The following is a 19,906-nucleotide window of genomic DNA, read 5'->3' on the forward strand; positions in this document are numbered from 1 at the left end:
CGAGGCCTATGCTTATCACTGAGCTCGGCAATGGCTGCCAATAACCCAATCAACAGCACCACCAGAAATCCTAAAGTGGATAGGGCTCCAATAGCACCGAAGAACGGGGAAAGTGAAAACAGCGTGATGAGAGCAGTGACAAGTTTGATGATTTGTAGAAGAAGGGAAGTCATGAGCTATTGCGGGGTGACGGCTATCTCGTTGTAAGCATCCGTATCGACATAGGTAAGAAAGTTATTCTCCCATAGCCGATACAGCTCTTTAGCATCACGGCTACCCTGCATTGGTAGCCAGCCACGATAGGCCATAAAGAACTGCCCAACCCGAAAATCGAAATCCAAGTTGCGCTCTAGCTCTGGATAGTAATTCCCCATATAAGCAAAGTCGGTGATGTACTCAATACTCCATTCCCCTGTTGAGGTTTGGCAAATCGCCATCTCAACCGGATGGAAGCCACCTTCTTCCGCACTGTAACTATTATCGCGAAAGTTAAACACTAGATAACGGCTGGTGGTCAGTGTTTCACTATTTAGTAAATGAGCGTTGAAGTGCTCACTTAGCAGCGTGTGCAGTTGTTTCGATACAGGTAGTAAGGATGCTGTGAAGGTTAATTTGGACATAGTGAGTCCTCCTTGTTTCAGGATTCAAATAAGAAATAACAGAGTGAGAATTATTGGAACGTGCCGACCATCGTCAGTTGCACGTCATCAAAGACGTTTCTGGAAAGATGACGAGCAAAAGCTTTCATCCAGACCGAGAGCAGCTCTTGTACCTCTGGGTGGGATAAATCAGTACTCCCCACATCGGGCTGATAGCACCAGCGATTAGCAAGGTGAAAGTACAGTTCAGGTTCAACGGTTGTGCTGTTGTCATCGGGATAAGAGAAGCTGGCAAAGAACACCACCAGCCACGGGCTTGAGGCTGACTCACGTTTAAGCTGTACTTCAATGGGATGCAAACCTTGTCGATGTCGGTAGTAACTCATTTGGCGGCAGTTCAACACGAGTCGTTCCGCATTGTCCGAGATGTTGTATCTATTCAGAAGTGCTTCTAGTAACGCATGTAACGCATTATCAATGCACAGCTTGCCATAATGTTGTTCAATCATAACCATCCCCTTTCAGCAAACGAGGTGCAGGTATTGCCTGTCACGATATGGTCGAGAACGCGAACATCCACCAGTGCTAAAGCGTCTTTGAGTCTTTCGGTTATGCGTCTATCAGCTTGAGAAGGCGTTGAGTCTCCAGATGGATGGTTATGGGCAAATATCACCGCTGCGGCATTGACTTCCAACACCGCTTTCACCACTTCACGTGGGTAGACGCTGGCCGCATCCACTGTACCTTGAAACAGCTCTTTAAATTCAATTAGTCGGTTTTGGTTATCCAGCAGCAATAAGGCAAACACTTCACGCTCATAGCAGCCTAGCTTGCAGCGCACATACTCTTTGGTGGCATCAGGATTGGTGAGGGAATCACCACGCACGTAGCGTGTTGCCAGTATCTCAGCGGCATGCTCTAGGATTTCATTTTCCTGATAGCGTTGCTGCTTTTGGTAATCGGAAGTTTTGGGATTCATTTCAGGCTCCTGTCGAATCAATGATGGGTATTCACATGGATGACATATGCCTGAAGATTTTTGGATTGAGAGGGATGTGTGAGTGGGACTCAGGGGGTGATCAGTTTTTAAATTTTAAGATTAAAAAGTTGAGTTGAAATGAAATTTTTAATCTTGGTCGTTATTTTCTGATAGGATGCAGTATCAAAGAAGTCTTGCCGGAATGGATAGGAAGACATGATTAAATGCAACCTTGCCCGTATGATGGGGGAAAGGAAACTAAAAATTTCAGATGTCATTCGTGAAACAGGCTTAAGCCGTAACACCGTGACATTACTGTATAAAGAAACTGCACAAAAAGTGGATTTAGAAGCCATAGATAAACTGTGCATTTTATTTAACTGTCAAGTTGGTGAACTCTTTGAACAGTCATCACTACACAATCAATTGGGTGATAATTCAAGGAAGTTAAACTTGCCTACAAGAAAAGGATGACAAATGACAGTACCATTACAGCCCAAGATTTATCATATTGTTCATGTTGATAGGTTAGCGTCTATTCTTGATGCAAATGGATTGTTATGTGATGCCCAGATCATTGCGCAAAATGCGGTGGGAACCACAATAGGTATGAACACTATTAAACAGCGTCGACTCAACGAGTTAACGTTGGATAGTCATCCTGGTTTACATGTTGGACAATGTGTACCATTTTATTTCTGTCCACGCTCCATCATGTTGTATGTGATTTATCGAGCAGACAGTGATGAACTGGCTTACAAAGGCGGACAGGGACCAATAATTCACCTACAAGCTGATCTTCATGCAACCGTACAATGGGCGCAGCAGCAAGGACATCGTTGGGCATTTACTCTTTCAAATGCGGGGTCGTACTTTTTTGAAGATAGGAACGACTTAGCTTTATTACATGAACTAAATTGGCCAGCTATTAACGCTACACAATGGCAAAGTTGCAAGGATGGCAAACAGGCCGAGTTTCTTATCGAGCATAGCTTTCCCTGGCATTTAGTAGAGGCGATAGTGGTCAATTCAGACAATGTTTATCATCAGGTAGTCAACACGTTGCAAATGGCAGCACACCGGCCACCTGTTACAATTAATCGTGATTGGTATTATTGAGGGGGGCGTAGATATGATCGAAATTACTCGTGGTGATATTCTGCGTGCTGATGCAGAAGCAATCGTAAATACAGTTAACTGTGTTGGCGTCATGGGGCGTGGTATTGCTCTGCAATTTAAAAAAGCATGGCCTGAAAACTTCAAAGTTTATGCCGCAGCTTGTAAAAGCAAAGATGTTCAGCCTGGGAAAATGTTTATATTTGAAACTGGGCAGTTAGCAAACCCTCGTTTTATCATTAATTTTCCCACGAAGCGTCATTGGCGAGGCGCAAGCCGAATTGAAGATATTGACTCTGGCTTGTCAGCCCTTGTTAACGATATTCAAAGACTAGGTATTAAGTCTATTGCAATACCACCTTTAGGCGCAGGTTTAGGTGGGCTTGATTGGACGGTGGTACGTGAAAAAATCGAAGTTGCAATGCAGCCGCTGAAAGATGTTCAAGTTCTACTTTATGAGCCATCGGGCGCGCCGCAGAATGATAGAATGGCAAAGCAACAAGAAGTACCAAAGATGACACCAGGTAGGGCTGTATTGATTGAGTTGATTCAGCGCTACCTGAAAGGTTTACTTGATCCATCAGTCTCGTTACTTGAGGTTCATAAGTTATTGTATTTTATGCAGGAAGCAGGAGAGCCTTTACGCTTGTCCTATCAGAAGGCGCACTATGGGCCTTATGCAAAAAACCTACGCCATGTTCTTAATGCAATTGAAGGGCATTTTGTTTCTGGTTATTCAGATGGCGGTGATGCACCGGAGAAAGTACTTCAGTTGGTTCCTGGAGCGGTAAAAGAAGCACAAGAATTCTTGGACCAACATCCTGATACGCGAGAGAGATTTGAAAAGGTATCTCGATTGGTAGAAGGCTTTGAATCACCACAGGGCTTAGAGCTTCTTGCTACGGTGCACTGGCTTAATCGATATGAACAAGCAAAAAATACCGAACAAGTTATCAAAGGTGTTCATTCTTGGAACGCAAGAAAGCAGCAATTTACCCCAAGGCAAATTACTATTGCTGAAAAAGTACTTGATAGACAGCACTGGTTGAGCGTGTGAATTGAACGTTAGTAGAGACTCTTGGACAAGAGTCTCTACATACTTAAATTTAAGTTGAATCTGATTTTTATAAAAAATATATGAAACAGCAACCTTCTGTTTCGTTAATAAGGCTAGGGACTGTTTAATGCAAAAGGAACAGATCGAAACAACGAATATAAACCATGCAGGTATCAAGAAGCACTTTAATCGATGGAAGCTAACTCCAGAGAGAGCCGTTATAGAACTAATCGCCAATGGTTTTGATGCTAAAGCAACTGAGGTCAGAATTAGTACCAGTGAAGAGTTCCTTGGGACTACATCCGTACAGATTATTGATAATGGTTTAGGGATTGATCCTGATAAAAAACTAGAACATTTTTCGTGTTTCAATGATTCTCAAAAAGTTGGTGATGATGATACGCAAGGTGCACATGGCCGAGGCCGATTGGCGTTTCATCTTTTATGTGCGAATGCCGATTGGTATTCTCGATGTGGCTGTAAGGATACAAAGATCTCTATCAGCAGTGATGATTTACAACATTATTCGATGCTGAGTCTACTGCCTGAACAACAAAAGCATAGTGTTGTTGCAAATGGTCGGGGAACATGTGTTGAGTTGACAAATTTTACGACCAACCTACCTGACGATGAAACATTATTGTGTATATTGCAAAATGAATTCGGGTGGAGACTCGCCTTAAATGACAAATTGAAGCTGTATCTCAACAACACTGAGGTATCTGTTCCGATTAATGAAAGTCGTTTCGAGTCAATCGATATAGATGAAATTCCATTTACGGTTAACTTTTTTAGGTGGAAAACCAAACCGGGAACTGAAAATTCAAAGAACTACTTTGTAAATTCAGATGGTAGAGTTACGTACAGTGAAAACAACTCATTTAATAGAAAAAGCCAGTTTTATTTGAGCGTCTATATTCAATCGCCTTGGGTTGACCGATTTGATAAAAACGGCGGATCTTTAAGTTTTGATGAGCTGGATGTTCCACTTGCTACCCCAAGCTCACCAATCTTTAAGTCCCTCAAAACAAAGATTTTCGATATATCTCGAGATATCTATACTGGATTTCTTAGGCAGCAGGTTGAAAGTCAGTTAGATAGATATGAGCAACAAGGCTATTTCCCTACCTACAAAAACCTGAGTCAGCATGATGCTGAGTGGCGACACACTAATGTTCGAACTGTCATCAAGGAAATTTGGCTAGTTGAGCCTTCAATATTTAATAATCTAGGTGCGAAGCAAGCTAAAGTCATGATCTCATTATTAGATAAATTGCTTGTTTCTAATGAGAATGACAGTCTATTGGAAGTGCTAGAAAGTGTTGTAGAGCTGGACGAACATCGTCTCCATCAGTTAGCTGAGCAACTAAATAAGACAACGTTGGAGAACATTGTCAGTACGATTGAAGTATTGCAACGTAGGGAGACTGTTGTTAGAAAGTTAGAAGAGCTTATGATTAACAATTACAAGGATGTTTTAGAAACTCCGCACTTACAAGGGATTATTGAAGCGAATACTTGGCTTTTCGGTGAACAATACTCAATGATAGGTGCAGAAGAAGACGATTTTCAAAAAACAGCCCATAATCTTAGGCAGCATATTAAAGAAATCGATGTACTAGCAGAAGATGACTTCGAACAGCAAGACTTAGATGATGGTCTTACTATTGAAGGTGTGAGACGTCAGGTGGATCTATTTTTGGCTAGGAAGACAAAACAGTTTGATAGTTTTGGTAAGCCCTATTTCAAGTGTACGATTATAGAGATTAAGAAACCGAGTGTATCGTTGAACACAAAACACTTAAGGCAACTTGAAGACTACGCAGGGATCATAGCCCGTCATCCAGGTTTTAGTGTACCTAATATGCGATTCGAATTGATTCTAGTAGGAAGAAAGGTTTCGAATGATGATATGGGGATTCCGAGAGCGCTCAAGTCGTGTGAAGTTCATAACGAACCTGGTATCGTATTCAAAGAAGAGCGAATCAAAGGATATGTGAAGACTTGGTCTTCTATCAAATCTGAGTTTGAGTTAACAAACTCCTATTTGCTTGAAAACCTTAAAACGAGACGAGATACGTTTGAACATATGGGATCAAGTGAGCTAGTTGTCGATCTTCAGCAGGTTTGTTGATAGTGGTTTTTCATTTAGATAAGAGGCAGCATGTAGCTGCCTCTTTTTATATTTTTTGCCATTAGTAAGTATGCATTGTATGCGCCCCATGATCCCACGGGGCGTTTTAATTTGAATGTGAGAAGTTCCAGGGAAGCAGTGAGTTGATATCAGGCTCAGACTTTGCCAGCTCTTTCATACATTTGACCATGTAATCGTAGAGTATCAGTCCGTTCGCTTTCGCCGTCTCGATGATGCTATACAGCAAAGCACTCGCATCAGCACCAAGCGGATTCGTCGAGAATAACCAATTTTTTCTGCCAATGACCAGCGATTTGATTGCGCGTTCCGCTCGGTTGTTGTCGATAGATAAATGGTATCCGCCCCATGATCCCACGGGGCGATATTGTTAGTGTTGGAAGTTCCAAGGCAGGAGTGCATCGATATCAGGCTCAGATTTCGCTAGCTCTTTCATGCACTTAACCATGTAGTCGTAAAGGATAAGGCCGTTGGCTTTCGCTGTCTCGACGATACTGTAAAGCATCGCGCTCGCTTCAGCTCCATTGGGATTGGTCGAGAAGAGCCAGTTCTTTCTGCCTATAACCAGCGGTTTTATTGCGCGTTCAGCACGATTATTGTCTATCGATAAGTGACCGTCATCGATATAGCGGCTCAGCTTCGGCCACTGACCGAGCGTGTATTTTATCGCTTTACCCAGCGGGCTAGACTCAAGCACTTTCTGAGTTGTCATCCATTCATAAAGCTCATCCAGTATCGGCTTAGCATGCTCTTGGCGCTCTGCTTTCCGTTTTTCGGCACAGGCACCTTTTAAGCGTGATTCTATTCCATAGAGTTTCTGGATTTTAGCCAATGCACTATCCGCTTTGCCTGACTTGCCTTTGCCTTGCAGCTTTTTCGCCTCCATGAACTTGCGCCGAGCATGCGCCAAGCAACCGACATTGGTGACGAGATGAAGCCCATCATAAACACCATAGCCATCGGTTTGTAGATAACCACTGTAATCCCCCAAGAAGGCAACAGGGCACGCCCTAGCTCGACTGTTTTGATAGTCGTACAAGACGATATTTCTCACATTAGGGAGGGCGGCTTCAGGCGAGTCTGCGCCCGAGCAGTAAAGCCACATATAACACTGTTTATCTTCTTTGAGGACATTGAGCGGCGTTTCATCCGCCTGAATCACCACTTGCTCAAGTAGGTGCGTTTTTAAGGCCGCGTAAAGTGGAGCGAACTTCTCACTGACTTGGATAATCCACCTTGCCATGGTGGTTCGTGAGAGTTCGATACCCGACTGGGTAAACAGGGATTCTTGGCGGTAAAGTGGCATCGCGTATTGATATTTGCCGAGGATGATATTGGCCAACAAGCTTTCTGTGGCGAAGCTCTTCGGGATAATGCTTTGCGGCGCTGGCTTTTGAACGACGTGGTTTTTGTCTTCTGTTTGCTCGCATTGGCGGCAAGCATATTTAGGACGAACATATTCCAACACTTTTAGTACCGCTGGCGTGAACTCAAGTTTCTCGCTACGGTCTTCACCGATTTTATGCAGGTTATGTTGACAGCAAGTGCACTGCTTTTCATCGTCGTTTAAATCGAGTTCGATAACTTCACGAGGCAAGGTCTTTGGCAGTGGTTTGCGTTTACCACGTTTCTTCTTTGTGATGGTCGTTGTGACAACTTCAACCTCTTCTTCCTTAGCGGCCTCACACTCCGCTTCGTTGAAGAGATCACCTTGAGATTCATCGTAAGGCTTTAACGCCTCCGAGCGTTTAGCGAACTGACGGTCGAAGGCAAGTTTGAGCTGTTCAAGCAGCGATTGACGCTCTTGTTTCAATTGGGTTTCTGACGCCAACAGCGCTTTCACCATCGCTTGTAGCTCGGCAACATCTTGGCTTTCTGAGTTGATATTTGGCGTCTTTTTCATGGCATTGATTATACTAAAATCATGCCGTTAATGCTTGGTGGATATGGCTATATTATCGCTTAAGTCATTGTAAAATCGTTTATTCTAACGGGTTTATGGCCGATAATCGTGAAGCCAGAAAGCAGTCTGTCAAGCTCGAATTGAGTTAGGGTAAACACCTCATTTTGCTCTTTTGATGGCCACTTGTACTTGGCTTTTTCAAGGCGCTTGTACCAAAGAGCAAAGCCTGTTTTATCCCAGTACAGCACTTTGATTTTGTCGCGCTGTTTGTTGGTGAACAGGAACAGTGCGCCGCTGCCCAAGGGCAAGTCGGTGTCATTTTCGATAATCGCAGCGAGGCCGTTGATGGACTTTCTAAAATCGACGCTTTCGCGATAGAGATAGATTTCGGGAGCACTGAGCATACGTTTCATGACAGCGCACCGATAAGCTCTGCGAGATAGGTCGCTGGCGTGCCTTGTGGGATGCTCAGTTCAACATCATTGACGAGCAGCGTCATATTGGCAACGACAACGTGAGTGGCTTGATACTTTGTGGTCTTTTCAACGACTTCTGCTTTAACAAAGCCAACCGTGTTCGGTTTTTCGATGTGCTTTAACTGTTGGCGCTTAGCGTAAAAAGTGGAGAGGCTCAGTCCGTTACGTTCACAGAATAATCGTTGTGATAGTTGGCTGGATTCATAGTGTTCGAACAGGGTTCGCCATTCTTGGTTAGTGCGTCGTTTGGCCATTTCAAATCTCCTTTGGGTTGGAGGTTTGATCTTATTATTCGGGCTAGGTGATTAGAATGCGGGGTTTATGACGCGCTTACGATAAATGCCCATCTTCAACATAGCGTATCAGCTTAGGCCACTGACCCAAGGTGTACTTGATGGCTTTACCAAGAGGACTCGATTCGATGACTTTCTGCGTGGTTAACCAGTCATAGATGTCATCCAACATCGGTTTAGCCTGCGCTTGTCTTTCTGCCCAACGCTCTTCGACCGAAGCCAGTTTTAATCGAGATTCAAGTGCGTACAACTTTTGGATTTTGGCTAACGCCACATCCGCTTTACCTGTTTTACCTTTGCCCTGAAGCTTCTTCGCTTCCATGAACTTACGACGTGCATGAGCGAAGCAACCGACATTGGTGACGTTGGTTAATCCATCATAAGCCGCGTAACCATCACTTTGCAGATAGCCTGAGTAATCACCCAAGAAGTTCACGGGGCACACTCTCGCGCGACTGTTTTGATAGTCGAACAAGACGATATTTTTCATGTCAGGGAGTTTAGCTTCAGGGGAGTCGGCTCCCGAGCAGTACAACCACATATAACATTGCTTGTCTTCCTTGAGCACATTGAGCGGCGTTTCATCGGCCTGAACCACCACTTGTTCGAGTAAGTGAGTCTTCAGTGCCTGATAAAGCGGTTTGAACTTTTCACTAACCTGGATTACCCACCTGGCCATGGTCGTTCTCGATAACTCGATACCTGATTGGGTGAACAAGGTTTCCTGACGATACAGCGGAAGCGCATACTGATATTTGCCTAAAATAATGTTGGCAAGCAGACTTTCGGTAGCGAAGCTTTTGGGGATGATACTTATCGGTGCGGGTTGTTGGTGAATGTGGCTTTTTTCAGCCTCTTGTTCACACTGACGACAGGCGTATTTCGGGCGAACATATTCCAACACTTTTAGGACGGCGGGCGTGAACTCAAGCTTTTCACTGCGGTCTTCGCCGATTTTATGCAAAATGTGTTGGCAGCATGAGCACTGTTTGTCGTGCTCATCTAGGTCAAGCTCGATAATTTCACGTGGCAAGTCTTTAGGAAGCGGTTGACGTTTACCACGACGTTTGATTGTCGTCGTGGTGATAACCTCATCTTCCGATTTCGCCGCTTCACATTCCGCCTCATTAAAGAGGTCACCCTGTGCTTCGTTATACGGCTTTAACGCTTCCGAGCGTTTGGCGAATTGACGGTCAAGGGCCAGTTTAAACTGCTCAATTAAGGATTGGCGCTCTTGTTGCCACTCTTTTTTCTCCGACATCAACGCTTTCACCATAGCTTGAAGCTCGGCGATGTCTTGGCTTTCTGGGTTAATATCGGGCGTCTTTTTCATGGCATTGATTATATTAAAAACACCACGTCAAGGCTTGGTATAACTCACTTTTATCGGGTTCAACTCATTGTAAAGTTGTCTATTTTTATCGGTTTATGGCCGATTATCGTGAAGCCAGATAACAGTCTGTCTAGGTCAAATTGAGTCAGGGTGTATACCTGCTTTTTCTCTTGAGTGGGCCATTTGAATTTGGCTTTTTCCAACCGTTTATACCACAGAGCGAAGCCCGTTTTATCCCAGTACAAGACTTTGACTTTATCGCGTTGTTTATTGGTAAACAGGAACAGCGCACCGCTTCCGAGCGGTAAATCGGTTTCAGATTCAATAATCGCCGCCAGACCATTAATGGACTTTCTAAAATCCACGAACTCCCGATACAGGTAAACATTAGGGGCACTCAGCATTCTCTTCATGACAGTGCTCCGATTAACTCTGCCAGATACGAGGCAGGTGTTCCCTGGGGGATGCTGAGTTCAACGTCATTAATCAATAGTGTCATGTTGGCAATCGGTGTTTGAGTCATCTGGTAGCGTGTCGTTTTTTCAACGACTTCAGCTTTAACGAATCCACTGCTCTTAGGTTGCTCTATGAACTTTAGTTGCTGTCGCTTGGCATGGAAGGTTGAAAGGCTCAGCCCATTTTGTTCACAGAACACGCGTTGAGACAGATGACTGGATTCGTATTGATCGAATAGGGTATGCCATTCTTGATGAGAGAGTCTTTTTGCCATTTCAAATCTCCTTGAGGTTGGAGATTTGATCTTATGGCGTGCCGAGATTGATTAGAATGTGGGGTTTATGACGCGCTTACTTTTTTCTGTAAGTTAAGAGAGAGTTATTCGTTAGCCCATAAGCTTCATATCATATTAGATGGTGCGGGATATCACCGCAGTGACTTAGTCAAAGATGCGGCGTTTGTCCTGAATATTAAACTGCATTATCTTCCACCTTACAGTCCAAACCTCAACCCAATAGAGCGGCTATGGAAAGTAATGAATGAGAAGTCGAGGAACAACGTTTACTTCAAAAGAAAACGGGACTTCAAGGCGGCAATAGACCAATTTTTTTCTGTGACTCTTCCAGAGATCGCAGGCTCTTTGACATCTCGAATTAATGATCATTTTCAGGTTCTCAAGCCTGCATCTTCAAGTTGATTCGGTATAGATGCTGCTAATCTACTTTTTGCCACATTCTCACCTCAACGATTGTTGTGCAAATTGATTTTTACGCTGTGCGAACTCCAACCAGGTTTTATCATCATTCATATAATTTACATATTTTTGGGTGGTAGCTGTACTTTCATGCCCCATCAGAACTGCCAATTCGGGCATCAAAGCCTCAAAGGGCTTACCTGTTTCAATATGTCTCTTGTACAACCAATCAGTCGCAAAAGTAGCTCGCAAATCATGTGTAACAAAATAAATATCCAGCCCACTAAGAATCAAATCATTACGTACAGCTTCCACATACTTTTGAATTGTATTGGGTGCGTAGATGCAGCCATTAGATTGAACGAATAGATGGTTATGTCGTAATAACCCACTTTCAATGGCTTCCTTCCTTGCCTTGCTTAGCTTGTACTCATACAAAAGTTCCATAACGTAGTCTGGAATTTCAATAGTCCGCTCTTTTCTGTATTTGGTAAGACAACCGTTTATTCGCTCACCAATAGGAACTTTAACGACTTTAGCTTTTGGTTTCTCCACGACGGAGGCTGGAAAGGTTATCAGTTCTTCCAATCTCAACCCCACCTCTGTTGCTAAGTACAGCATCAAGGCTTTAGTATCAGATGTATTTTCAACATCAAGATATCTATAAAATTCTTGTTTTTCATCTTCTAGGAGTGGCCGAAGTTCTCGGATGTCGGCATTTTGAGGCTTTTGTATATTTTTAAACGGTTTTGTGAGACCTGTTGTGTATACAATAATATCCTCACCATGGTAGCCATTGAGATGTGAGAGCATGTCATGTTGTGCTCTTCTATTTCGGTGACTTATACGAACTTTCTTTACTGAAAATTCAAATGGCCGAAAAGTTTTGCTGAGTGGAACGACCCGTTGTCGATGAAGGAAGGTATAGAAAGCGACAACTTTTAGTACGTAACTCGACGCAGTATTTGGAGAGCCACCGATTTTTCCATTTTCATCTTCGGTATAAAGATTCTCTAATAAATAATCACGATATCTAACGATAGGGCTTTCTTCTACCTTCTCTGTGCAGTCAAATATTGTTAATGGAAGCTTCTCTTCAATCAAGACACCTGTTCTTTTGTCAGTATGTTCTGGGATTTCCATACTCATCCAACGATAGAAGCTTAATAAAGCATTTGCATGAGATTCAATTGTATCAACGGAAGATATATCTGGATTTGACAATAGAGAGTGCAGGTATAAATTGACTGGCACTACATTAATGCCATCTGGGTCAACTAAAGTCGGAAGTTTATAAATAAGTGGTTTTGAATTGTCATTTACTTCGTGGATTATCTCACCACTATCAGGGGCTACCCTACTGGTAAATGAAGGATATTTATCCGTATTGATCCACATAAGACAGTAATCAACACCATAGTCCTCTGGAAATGCCTCACTCTGCTCAATCATAGTAACACCGAATAATCAAACAATTATGGTGTTACACTAAACTCTTCCCCCTCTCTATGTCTAAATTTTTATTCATTTTAATTATTAACTTGCGACATCTAACAAAAATCCCAACCGTAGTTCTGGATTCACACCAGATTCCCTTTTCGGCCATCTATACCGCTAGATAGCACCAGCTGAGGGCGATACTATGGCTCTATTGATAATTTGTCTAGTACTGATTGGTGTCAGCTATTTTTGTTAGCTCGCAATTAATGACTAATTCAGGACAAAACTGGACAAGCGCGAGGGATTGAATAAAATCTGCGCTCTTTATTATTTGAATGCACCATACCCAAGCAAAGGTAATACCATGGCGACTCTTGATGTAAACCCACAACACTACCAGCAACAGTTGGCGGAAAAGACCGAGCGTCTGACCCAAATGTTCGCACAATACAACATGCCTCAGTTGGAAGTGTTTGAATCACCAGAGCAGCATTACCGTATGCGTGCAGAATTTCGAGTTTGGCACGAAGGTGATGAGCTTTATTACATCATGTTCAATCAAGAAACGCGTGAAAAATACCGCGTTGACCAGTTTCCTGCGGCCAGTCGTTTAATTAATGATTTGATGCCACTTTTGGTCGATGCACTTAAAGGCAGCGACTCACTGCGTCGTAAACTTTTCCAAGTCGATTTTCTCTCCACTCTTAGTGGTGAAGTACTGGTTTCTCTGCTTTATCATCGCCAACTCGATGAAGAATGGATAACCCAAGCAAAAGCATTAAAACAGCGTCTCAATGATGAGGGATTCAACCTCAATTTGATTGGCCGTGCACGTAAAATGAAAGTCGTGCTCGATCGAGATTTTGTGATTGAGAAGCTGAACGTACATGGTCAAAGTTATATTTATCAACAAGTGGAAAACAGCTTTACTCAGCCAAACGGTACTGTCGCACAAAAAATGTTGGAATGGGCCGTTGACTGTACGCAAGAGAGCCAAGGCGATTTATTAGAGCTCTACTGTGGGAATGGTAACTTTTCACTGGCATTGGCGAAAAACTTCGAGCGAGTGCTCGCAACCGAATTAGCCAAACCTTCTGTTGATTCCGCGCAATACAACATTGCGGCGAATAAAATAGACAATGTGCAAATCATCCGCATGTCTGCCGAAGAATTTACTCAAGCGATGGAAGGTCAACGTGAGTTTCGCCGTTTGCAACAGGCTGGAGTTGATCTCAAAAGCTATCGTTGCAACACCATTTTTGTTGACCCACCGCGCTCGGGGATGGATATCGATACCTGCAAAATGGTGCAAGGCTACGAGCGGATTGTGTATATCTCCTGCAACCCAGAAACCTTAAAAGAGAATTTAGACACTCTATGTGAAACACACAAAGTGACTCGTTTCGCTCTATTCGACCAATTCCCTTACACCCACCACATGGAAGCGGGTGTAATGCTAGAACGCATTAAATAAGGTATTTTACTGGTTATACATTCAATAAAAATCAATCTGGGTACGGCTCTGGGTACGGGAAGATTTTAACTCTCTGTATCCCGCTAACTATTAAACATAAGGTTTTAATGGAATTAAGGGAATGTACAGATATAACCGGTACTGAATGCATAGTAAGCGCGTCATAAACCCCACATTCTAATCAATCTCGGCACGCCATAAGATCAAATCTCCAACCTCAAGGAGATTTGAAATGGCAAAAAGACTCTCTCATCAAGAATGGCATACCCTATTCGATCAATACGAATCCAGTCATCTGTCTCAACGCGTGTTCTGTGAACAAAATGGGCTGAGCCTTTCAACCTTCCATGCCAAGCGACAGCAACTAAAGTTCATAGAGCAACCTAAGAGCAGTGGATTCGTTAAAGCTGAAGTCGTTGAAAAAACGACACGCTACCAGATGACTCAAACACCGATTGCCAACATGACACTATTGATTAATGACGTTGAACTCAGCATCCCCCAGGGAACACCTGCCTCGTATCTGGCAGAGTTAATCGGAGCACTGTCATGAAGAGAATGCTGAGTGCCCCTAATGTTTACCTGTATCGGGAGTTCGTGGATTTTAGAAAGTCCATTAATGGTCTGGCGGCGATTATTGAATCTGAAACCGATTTACCGCTCGGAAGCGGTGCGCTGTTCCTGTTTACCAATAAACAACGCGATAAAGTCAAAGTCTTGTACTGGGATAAAACGGGCTTCGCTCTGTGGTATAAACGGTTGGAAAAAGCCAAATTCAAATGGCCCACTCAAGAGAAAAAGCAGGTATACACCCTGACTCAATTTGACCTAGACAGACTGTTATCTGGCTTCACGATAATCGGCCATAAACCGATAAAAATAGACAACTTTACAATGAGTTGAACCCGATAAAAGTGAGTTATACCAAGCCTTGACGTGGTGTTTTTAATATAATCAATGCCATGAAAAAGACGCCCGATATTAACCCAGAAAGCCAAGACATCGCCGAGCTTCAAGCTATGGTGAAAGCGTTGATGTCGGAGAAAAAAGAGTGGCAACAAGAGCGCCAATCCTTAATTGAGCAGTTTAAACTGGCCCTTGACCGTCAATTCGCCAAACGCTCGGAAGCGTTAAAGCCGTATAACGAAGCACAGGGTGACCTCTTTAATGAGGCGGAATGTGAAGCGGCGAAATCGGAAGATGAGGTTATCACCACGACGACAATCAAACGTCGTGGTAAACGTCAACCGCTTCCTAAAGACTTGCCACGTGAAATTATCGAGCTTGACCTAGATGAGCACGACAAACAGTGCTCATGCTGCCAACACATTTTGCATAAAATCGGCGAAGACCGCAGTGAAAAGCTTGAGTTCACGCCCGCCGTCCTAAAAGTGTTGGAATATGTTCGCCCGAAATACGCCTGTCGTCAGTGTGAACAAGAGGCTGAAAAAAGCCACATTCACCAACAACCCGCACCGATAAGTATCATCCCCAAAAGCTTCGCTACCGAAAGTCTGCTTGCCAACATTATTTTAGGCAAATATCAGTATGCGCTTCCGCTGTATCGTCAGGAAACCTTGTTCACCCAATCAGGTATCGAGTTATCGAGAACGACCATGGCCAGGTGGGTAATCCAGGTTAGTGAAAAGTTCAAACCGCTTTATCAGGCACTGAAGACTCACTTACTCGAACAAGTGGTGGTTCAGGCCGATGAAACGCCGCTCAATGTGCTCAAGGAAGACAAGCAATGTTATATGTGGTTGTACTGCTCGGGAGCCGACTCCCCTGAAGCTAAACTCCCTGACATGAAAAATATCGTCTTGTTCGACTATCAAAACAGTCGCGCGAGAGTGTGCCCCGTGAACTTCTTGGGTGATTACTCAGGCTATCTGCAAAGTGATGGTTACGCGGCTTATGATGGATTAACCAACGTCACCAATGTCGGTTGCTTCGCTCATGCACGTCGTAAGTTCATGGAAGCGAAGAAGCTTCAGGGCAAAGGTAAAACAGGTAAAGCGGATGTGGCGTTAGCCAAAATCCAAAAGTTGTACGCACTTGAATCTCGATTAAAACTGGCTTCGGTCGAAGAGCGTTGGGCAGAAAGACAAGCGCAGGCTAAACCGATGTTGGATGACATCTATGACTGGTTAACCACGCAGAAAGTCATCGAATCGAGTCCTCTTGGTAAAGCCATCAAGTACACCTTGGGTCAGTGGCCTAAGCTGATACGCTATGTTGAAGATGGGCATTTATCTATCGACAACAACCGAGCGGAACGCGCAATCAAATCGCTGGTCATTGGCAGAAAAAATTGGTTATTCTCGACGAATCCGCTTGGTGCTGATGCGAGTGCTTTGCTGTATAGCATCATCGAGACGGCGAAAGCGAACGGACTGATACTCTACGATTACATGGTCAAATGTATGAAAGAGCTGGCAAAGTCTGAGCCTGATATCAACTCACTGCTTCCCTGGAACTTCTCACATTCAAATTAAAACGCCCCGTGGGATCATGGGGCGCATACGATGAGACGACCAATGATAAGCCAATATATTTTGATAATGGTGCGATGTATGGCCGTATTGTGTCTGCTCACAAAATGCTCGACTATCGAAACACACAAGAGCTCGCAAATCATCAGGTGTGGATTCCATTTCACTTTCTTCCTGGCAACCAGGGCTTTCCTTCAAACGTTAAACCAGATGGACGACTCATACATAGACTAGTTTGCAAACCAGACAGCGCTGTTGCAAGAGATATGCTGAGAATGGTGGCAACACATTGGCACAAGCCCTACGTGATGGGAATTGCCATGCATGTCTATGCGGATACTTTTTCCCATCAAGGTTTTGCTGGGGTGATCCACGACTACAACAAAGTAGATAACCTCGAATCGTCTTCTAGCTCTCTATTGCAACGAATTAAAGATGATTTGTTTAGTGGCGGTGTATCTGTTTCTTCTCCTCTTGGCCATGGTGCGGCTCTATCTTTCCCTGATAGACCACAGCAATGTATCGAGTGAAACAGTTGTTAGGTGGGGAAATTAAGCCTGAGGAACTACAACACTCAAGTTGGCGAGAGTTATGCCATGATCAAATCGCTGAATAAGCTTACAGGTGATAACAGTATTTTTGGAGCTATCGTAAACTCTGATTCATCCAGAGCTAGAAACGTGAGATTAACACCTCAAATAGCTTTGTTGTGTAATTCGATGTAGCAGCTCAGGAACTTACGACCTGATCAGCTACATCAGTCAATCATCGTAGTCATATGCCGAAACCTCGTTACAAAAAAACTAACTGGAAACAGTACAACAAAGCCCATTTGACTGTACCTCTAGTAGATCACTGCCTTTATTGGACTCAAAAACACAATAAGTCACCATCTATATGTCACATACAATTTTGTCATCACTTAAATGGCACATTAGATCTCTGTAAGAGTACGTTTTCGTTCCATTGGTGCGCAAACCCCGATCATGAAAATATTATATGAAAATATTGTATATAATACTTTCATACTAAGCCCAAACTCACTATCAAAACTGGATTTGATAGTGCTAATTAATTTAAATATTATTCTTTTAGGGGTAACTTTGGTGATGAAGAGAATGATACCGCCAGAAATGCTGAGAGTTTCCGGTTGCACGTGCAAAAAACCCATGATGTTTTTGCCAGCAAACAGGAACAACATCAAAATGATCAACGCAAAACAGAGTTCACGCACGAGCACAACACGGCGACGTTTGGGTTCAAGGTGTTTTAAGATGGAGAGCATGACCGGCAGGTTGCCAAGCGGGTCCATGATCAAAAAAAGCATGGTCGCCGCCGATAAAATATCCATCTCTCACTACTCACATCGATTTAAAGTGGCAGCAGTATATCAGCCCAGTCATGAGATTTCGATGCTCCTGAAAGTAACGATGTTTATGAAGCGATAATGTTTATAAGGCCACCGAGGCGGAGATTAACGCTTGCGCTAATAAATAGCTGCCAGAAATAAGATAGCGCCCACAAGGCAATGGCCTGCGGTAATCGTGAATGGCTAACAAACTGGCCGAGAGCATCAGCACCAGACAGCCAACAAACCCGGCAAAGGCAGGCACTGTTTGCGTCTGCAGCCACAACTCTCCCGCCGCCCACGCCAACTGAACTAACATCATACCCATAATGGTTACGGGAAAGATCAAGGTGTCAATTTGCGGCAGCAATAGGAAAAAAGCCACAATACTGGTCGCAATCAAAAGGGCAGGTAGCCACCACACCATAGTGTCAGAAAGTTGCGCCCAGAAGGCTTTACTGTACATCAACTGTGCGACAAGAAAGCTAGCAAAACAGAGTTTTGAGTAGCGTTGCAACAGATGCAATGTGTCCGCGATTGCGGAAATAAGCAGACCGAGCGTGACCCATAAGATAGGAGAAGTGAGCTGCGTGGTATGGTTTAGAACTATCGCCACCAATAACAGCATACTGAGTGTTTTAAGCATTACCGCTTGCTTGATTTTGTTACTTTCAACAGCCGAAATACTAATGAATCCAGACAAAGCAACGGAGAGCCAACTCCACATCTCATTTCCCCTTTAAAAATCTGCGGTCAGTGTAGGCATGTCATCATTGAAGTCCAGCAGATGAACGCAAAAATTGGATCTTGCTAGCGAATCGGAACGTTGGCTTTATTCAACAACAAAGAGTGCGAAAACAATCAAAGCTCACTCTTTACTCACTAACCCTCACTTTCAATCACCACAATGACACCCAGAGACATTCCACTCATTTACAATACACAAACAAAGAAAAACCAACAAAAAACGACACTAAAACAGAAATTATAAAAATAAAAATAAAAATAAAAATAAAAACAATGATTTAGGCAAAAAACCAAAAGAAAAACTAGAACTTAAAGCCTCTAATAAAAAAACAGCAACAACTGACTTACTAACTAGCAAAAAAACTGGTTTAACCAATTTTATTTGCGAGAACATCTCATTATTAAATTAATTTTTCTCGAAAAATGAGAATTCACCAAACTCTGACAATGATAAGCCACCTAAGATAGTAAAACCAAAAAAAACCATACAAGCAACATCACATTAACCTAATAAAATTAAACAAATTCAAAGAATTAAATAAATACAGATTAAAACAGCACCAAGAAGAACATTATATAAACACACCAAAACAAGCACTAAACATTGCCAATATTCCCTGAATATGATGATGTTAAGGTGTTATTTTGGATGCTTCATCAAATTGAGGTTGATCAACTAAACAAAGTAGTGCTATTCTCATATTCATAGAATGAAACCACAGAATAAAGGAGCAGTGTTATGATTTCTTCATCTCAAAAACAGGGACTTGTAATGATCGCGGTTATCGTAGGCCTAATGACACTGCCAATGATGTACTAAGTATCTAATTCCCAATAAAAAAAGAGGACACTTTCGTGTCCTCTTTTTTTATCTAACGATTGAGTAAAACGACCTAATACCATTTATGGCATTGTGACGTGTTTCGATAGGGCTTCCCAATGAAGATAGTAAAAAAGAAGCGCCGCTAACGTGATTAAGGTCATCAATGAAATGGCTACGCGCCAAATAAAACGACCGCTGCGCGGAGTCAGCTCCTTCTCACATTCCTCACACACACGAAGAAATGCTTTGCGATCTTCTAACTGATAGTTATCTTCATGCACAACTTTGTTACGAATAGTGGCAATGAACCTCAGCTTGCCCACCACATCATGTGGTAAACGCTCTTCACAGCTGGTCACCAATTGATGTAACCCCTTCCCCTCAGCGTGATATTGCTCTCTCAACAAGCTTTCCAATCGACGCGTTCGCAAAACCACTTTCTCAATATCTGACATTATCGCCCTCCTGTGCCAACTCTGGTGGCGCTCCATCTATTTTTATCATACTTCCCCACGAGATAGTTG

The 19,906-nt window shown here is 43.2% G+C and carries 20 protein-coding genes and 5 pseudogenes; 11 read left to right on the forward strand and 14 right to left on the reverse strand.

Annotated features, from left to right (window positions below):
• Nucleotides 1-176 precede the first annotated feature (176 nt).
• From N5E84_RS12495 to radC, 3 genes are read right to left on the reverse strand one after another with little or no spacing between them, the layout of a single operon-like run.
• On the reverse strand, nucleotides 177-620 hold the full coding sequence (locus N5E84_RS12495) for a DUF2787 domain-containing protein (RefSeq protein ID WP_019282928.1): 444 nt from the start codon (nucleotides 618-620) through the stop codon (nucleotides 177-179).
• A 50-nt stretch (nucleotides 621-670) separates the two neighbouring features.
• Nucleotides 671-1,108 carry a DUF2787 domain-containing protein gene (locus N5E84_RS12500; RefSeq protein WP_029388384.1) on the reverse strand — a complete coding sequence of 146 codons (438 nt, stop codon included), beginning with the start codon at nucleotides 1,106-1,108 and terminating at the stop codon, nucleotides 671-673.
• The gene (gene radC / locus N5E84_RS12505) at nucleotides 1,105-1,578 is read right to left on the reverse strand and encodes a RadC family protein (protein ID WP_069212049.1); all 474 of its coding nucleotides are present in this window, start codon (nucleotides 1,576-1,578) and stop codon (nucleotides 1,105-1,107) included. The genes N5E84_RS12500 and radC overlap by 4 nt, the downstream gene beginning before the upstream one ends.
• Nucleotides 1,579-1,794: 216 nt before the next feature.
• On the opposite strand from radC, the gene N5E84_RS12510 reads away from it, so the two are divergent.
• From N5E84_RS12510 to N5E84_RS12525, 4 genes are all read left to right on the forward strand, one after another.
• Nucleotides 1,795-2,052: a helix-turn-helix domain-containing protein gene (locus N5E84_RS12510; RefSeq protein WP_019282082.1), complete on the forward strand. Its 258-nt coding sequence runs from the start codon at nucleotides 1,795-1,797 to the stop codon at nucleotides 2,050-2,052.
• 3 nt (nucleotides 2,053-2,055) lie between these two features.
• Nucleotides 2,056-2,697, forward strand: a complete 642-nt coding sequence (locus N5E84_RS12515) for a DUF4433 domain-containing protein (RefSeq protein ID WP_019282081.1) — start codon at nucleotides 2,056-2,058, stop codon at nucleotides 2,695-2,697.
• A gap of 13 nt (nucleotides 2,698-2,710) precedes the next feature.
• Nucleotides 2,711-3,751, forward strand: coding sequence for a macro domain-containing protein (locus N5E84_RS12520; RefSeq protein WP_029388202.1), 1,041 nt, complete (start codon nucleotides 2,711-2,713; stop codon nucleotides 3,749-3,751).
• Between the two features lie 127 nt (nucleotides 3,752-3,878).
• Nucleotides 3,879-5,885, forward strand: a complete 2,007-nt coding sequence (locus tag N5E84_RS12525) for an ATP-binding protein (RefSeq protein WP_019282079.1) — start codon at nucleotides 3,879-3,881, stop codon at nucleotides 5,883-5,885.
• Between the two features lie 106 nt (nucleotides 5,886-5,991).
• Here N5E84_RS12525 and N5E84_RS12530 read toward each other — a convergent pair.
• From N5E84_RS12530 to tnpA (N5E84_RS12560), 7 genes and pseudogenes are all read right to left on the reverse strand, one after another.
• A pseudogene (locus tag N5E84_RS12530) lies at nucleotides 5,992-6,240 on the reverse strand (transposase); the annotation flags it as partial.
• 33 nt (nucleotides 6,241-6,273) lie between these two features.
• Nucleotides 6,274-7,806: an IS66-like element ISVa11 family transposase gene (locus N5E84_RS12535; RefSeq protein ID WP_069211897.1), complete on the reverse strand. Its 1,533-nt coding sequence runs from the start codon at nucleotides 7,804-7,806 to the stop codon at nucleotides 6,274-6,276.
• A gap of 59 nt (nucleotides 7,807-7,865) precedes the next feature.
• Complete coding sequence (tnpB, locus tag N5E84_RS12540; protein ID WP_019283195.1) at nucleotides 7,866-8,219, reverse strand: IS66 family insertion sequence element accessory protein TnpB; 354 nt, start codon at nucleotides 8,217-8,219, stop codon at nucleotides 7,866-7,868.
• Entirely contained in the window at nucleotides 8,216-8,536 is a 321-nt protein-coding gene (tnpA, locus tag N5E84_RS12545; RefSeq protein WP_019283194.1) for an IS66 family insertion sequence element accessory protein TnpA, read from the reverse strand. The genes tnpB (N5E84_RS12540) and tnpA (N5E84_RS12545) overlap by 4 nt, the downstream gene beginning before the upstream one ends.
• Before the next feature lie 79 nt (nucleotides 8,537-8,615).
• Nucleotides 8,616-9,908, reverse strand: a pseudogene (locus N5E84_RS12550) (IS66-like element ISVa9 family transposase); the annotation flags it as partial.
• Nucleotides 9,909-9,967: 59 nt separating this feature from the next.
• Nucleotides 9,968-10,321 (reverse strand): IS66 family insertion sequence element accessory protein TnpB, encoded by a 354-nt coding sequence (gene tnpB / locus N5E84_RS12555; protein WP_069212062.1) that lies wholly within the window; start codon nucleotides 10,319-10,321, stop codon nucleotides 9,968-9,970.
• A complete protein-coding gene (gene tnpA, locus N5E84_RS12560) occupies nucleotides 10,318-10,638 on the reverse strand; it encodes an IS66 family insertion sequence element accessory protein TnpA (protein WP_081245520.1) in 321 nt (106 codons plus the stop codon). Before tnpA (N5E84_RS12560) ends, tnpB (N5E84_RS12555) begins: the two co-directional genes overlap by 4 nt.
• An 81-nt stretch (nucleotides 10,639-10,719) precedes the next feature.
• Here tnpA (N5E84_RS12560) and N5E84_RS12565 point away from each other — a divergent pair.
• A pseudogene (locus N5E84_RS12565) lies at nucleotides 10,720-11,061 on the forward strand (transposase); the annotation flags it as partial.
• 39 nt (nucleotides 11,062-11,100) lie between these two features.
• Here N5E84_RS12565 and N5E84_RS12570 read toward each other — a convergent pair.
• The gene (locus tag N5E84_RS12570; protein ID WP_019282465.1) at nucleotides 11,101-12,510 is read right to left on the reverse strand and encodes a tyrosine-type recombinase/integrase; all 1,410 of its coding nucleotides are present in this window, start codon (nucleotides 12,508-12,510) and stop codon (nucleotides 11,101-11,103) included.
• Between the two features lie 352 nt (nucleotides 12,511-12,862).
• Between N5E84_RS12570 and trmA the strand changes: the two genes are divergently transcribed.
• The 6 genes and pseudogenes from trmA to N5E84_RS12600 all read left to right on the forward strand — a co-directional run.
• Nucleotides 12,863-13,972, forward strand: coding sequence for a tRNA (uridine(54)-C5)-methyltransferase TrmA (trmA, locus tag N5E84_RS12575; protein ID WP_029388281.1), 1,110 nt, complete (start codon nucleotides 12,863-12,865; stop codon nucleotides 13,970-13,972).
• 232 nt (nucleotides 13,973-14,204) lie between these two features.
• Nucleotides 14,205-14,525 (forward strand): IS66 family insertion sequence element accessory protein TnpA, encoded by a 321-nt coding sequence (gene tnpA / locus N5E84_RS12580; protein WP_081245520.1) that lies wholly within the window; start codon nucleotides 14,205-14,207, stop codon nucleotides 14,523-14,525.
• Entirely contained in the window at nucleotides 14,522-14,875 is a 354-nt protein-coding gene (tnpB, locus tag N5E84_RS12585; protein ID WP_069212062.1) for an IS66 family insertion sequence element accessory protein TnpB, read from the forward strand. The genes tnpA (N5E84_RS12580) and tnpB (N5E84_RS12585) overlap by 4 nt, the downstream gene beginning before the upstream one ends.
• 59 nt (nucleotides 14,876-14,934) lie before the next feature.
• Nucleotides 14,935-16,467 (forward strand): IS66-like element ISVa9 family transposase, encoded by a 1,533-nt coding sequence (locus N5E84_RS12590; RefSeq protein ID WP_069212063.1) that lies wholly within the window; start codon nucleotides 14,935-14,937, stop codon nucleotides 16,465-16,467.
• A gap of 74 nt (nucleotides 16,468-16,541) precedes the next feature.
• On the forward strand, nucleotides 16,542-16,994 hold the full coding sequence (locus N5E84_RS21260) for a DUF6765 family protein (RefSeq protein ID WP_019281074.1): 453 nt from the start codon (nucleotides 16,542-16,544) through the stop codon (nucleotides 16,992-16,994).
• Nucleotides 16,976-17,090, forward strand: a pseudogene (locus tag N5E84_RS12600) (IS5/IS1182 family transposase); the annotation flags it as partial. The gene N5E84_RS21260 and the pseudogene N5E84_RS12600, both read left to right, overlap by 19 nt.
• A 473-nt stretch (nucleotides 17,091-17,563) precedes the next feature.
• Here N5E84_RS12600 and N5E84_RS12605 read toward each other — a convergent pair.
• From N5E84_RS12605 to N5E84_RS12615, 3 genes and pseudogenes are all read right to left on the reverse strand, one after another.
• A pseudogene (locus N5E84_RS12605) lies at nucleotides 17,564-17,815 on the reverse strand (MarC family protein); the annotation flags it as partial.
• A 100-nt stretch (nucleotides 17,816-17,915) separates the two neighbouring features.
• Nucleotides 17,916-18,539 carry a lysoplasmalogenase gene (locus N5E84_RS12610; RefSeq protein WP_019281806.1) on the reverse strand — a complete coding sequence of 208 codons (624 nt, stop codon included), beginning with the start codon at nucleotides 18,537-18,539 and terminating at the stop codon, nucleotides 17,916-17,918.
• Between the two features lie 923 nt (nucleotides 18,540-19,462).
• Complete coding sequence (locus N5E84_RS12615) at nucleotides 19,463-19,837, reverse strand: hypothetical protein (protein ID WP_026027131.1); 375 nt, start codon at nucleotides 19,835-19,837, stop codon at nucleotides 19,463-19,465.
• Between the last annotated feature and the right edge of the window lie 69 nt (nucleotides 19,838-19,906).

It is taken from the genome of Vibrio sp. J502 (assembly GCF_025397955.1).
Taxonomy (GTDB): Bacteria; Pseudomonadota; Gammaproteobacteria; order Enterobacterales; family Vibrionaceae; genus Vibrio; species Vibrio anguillarum.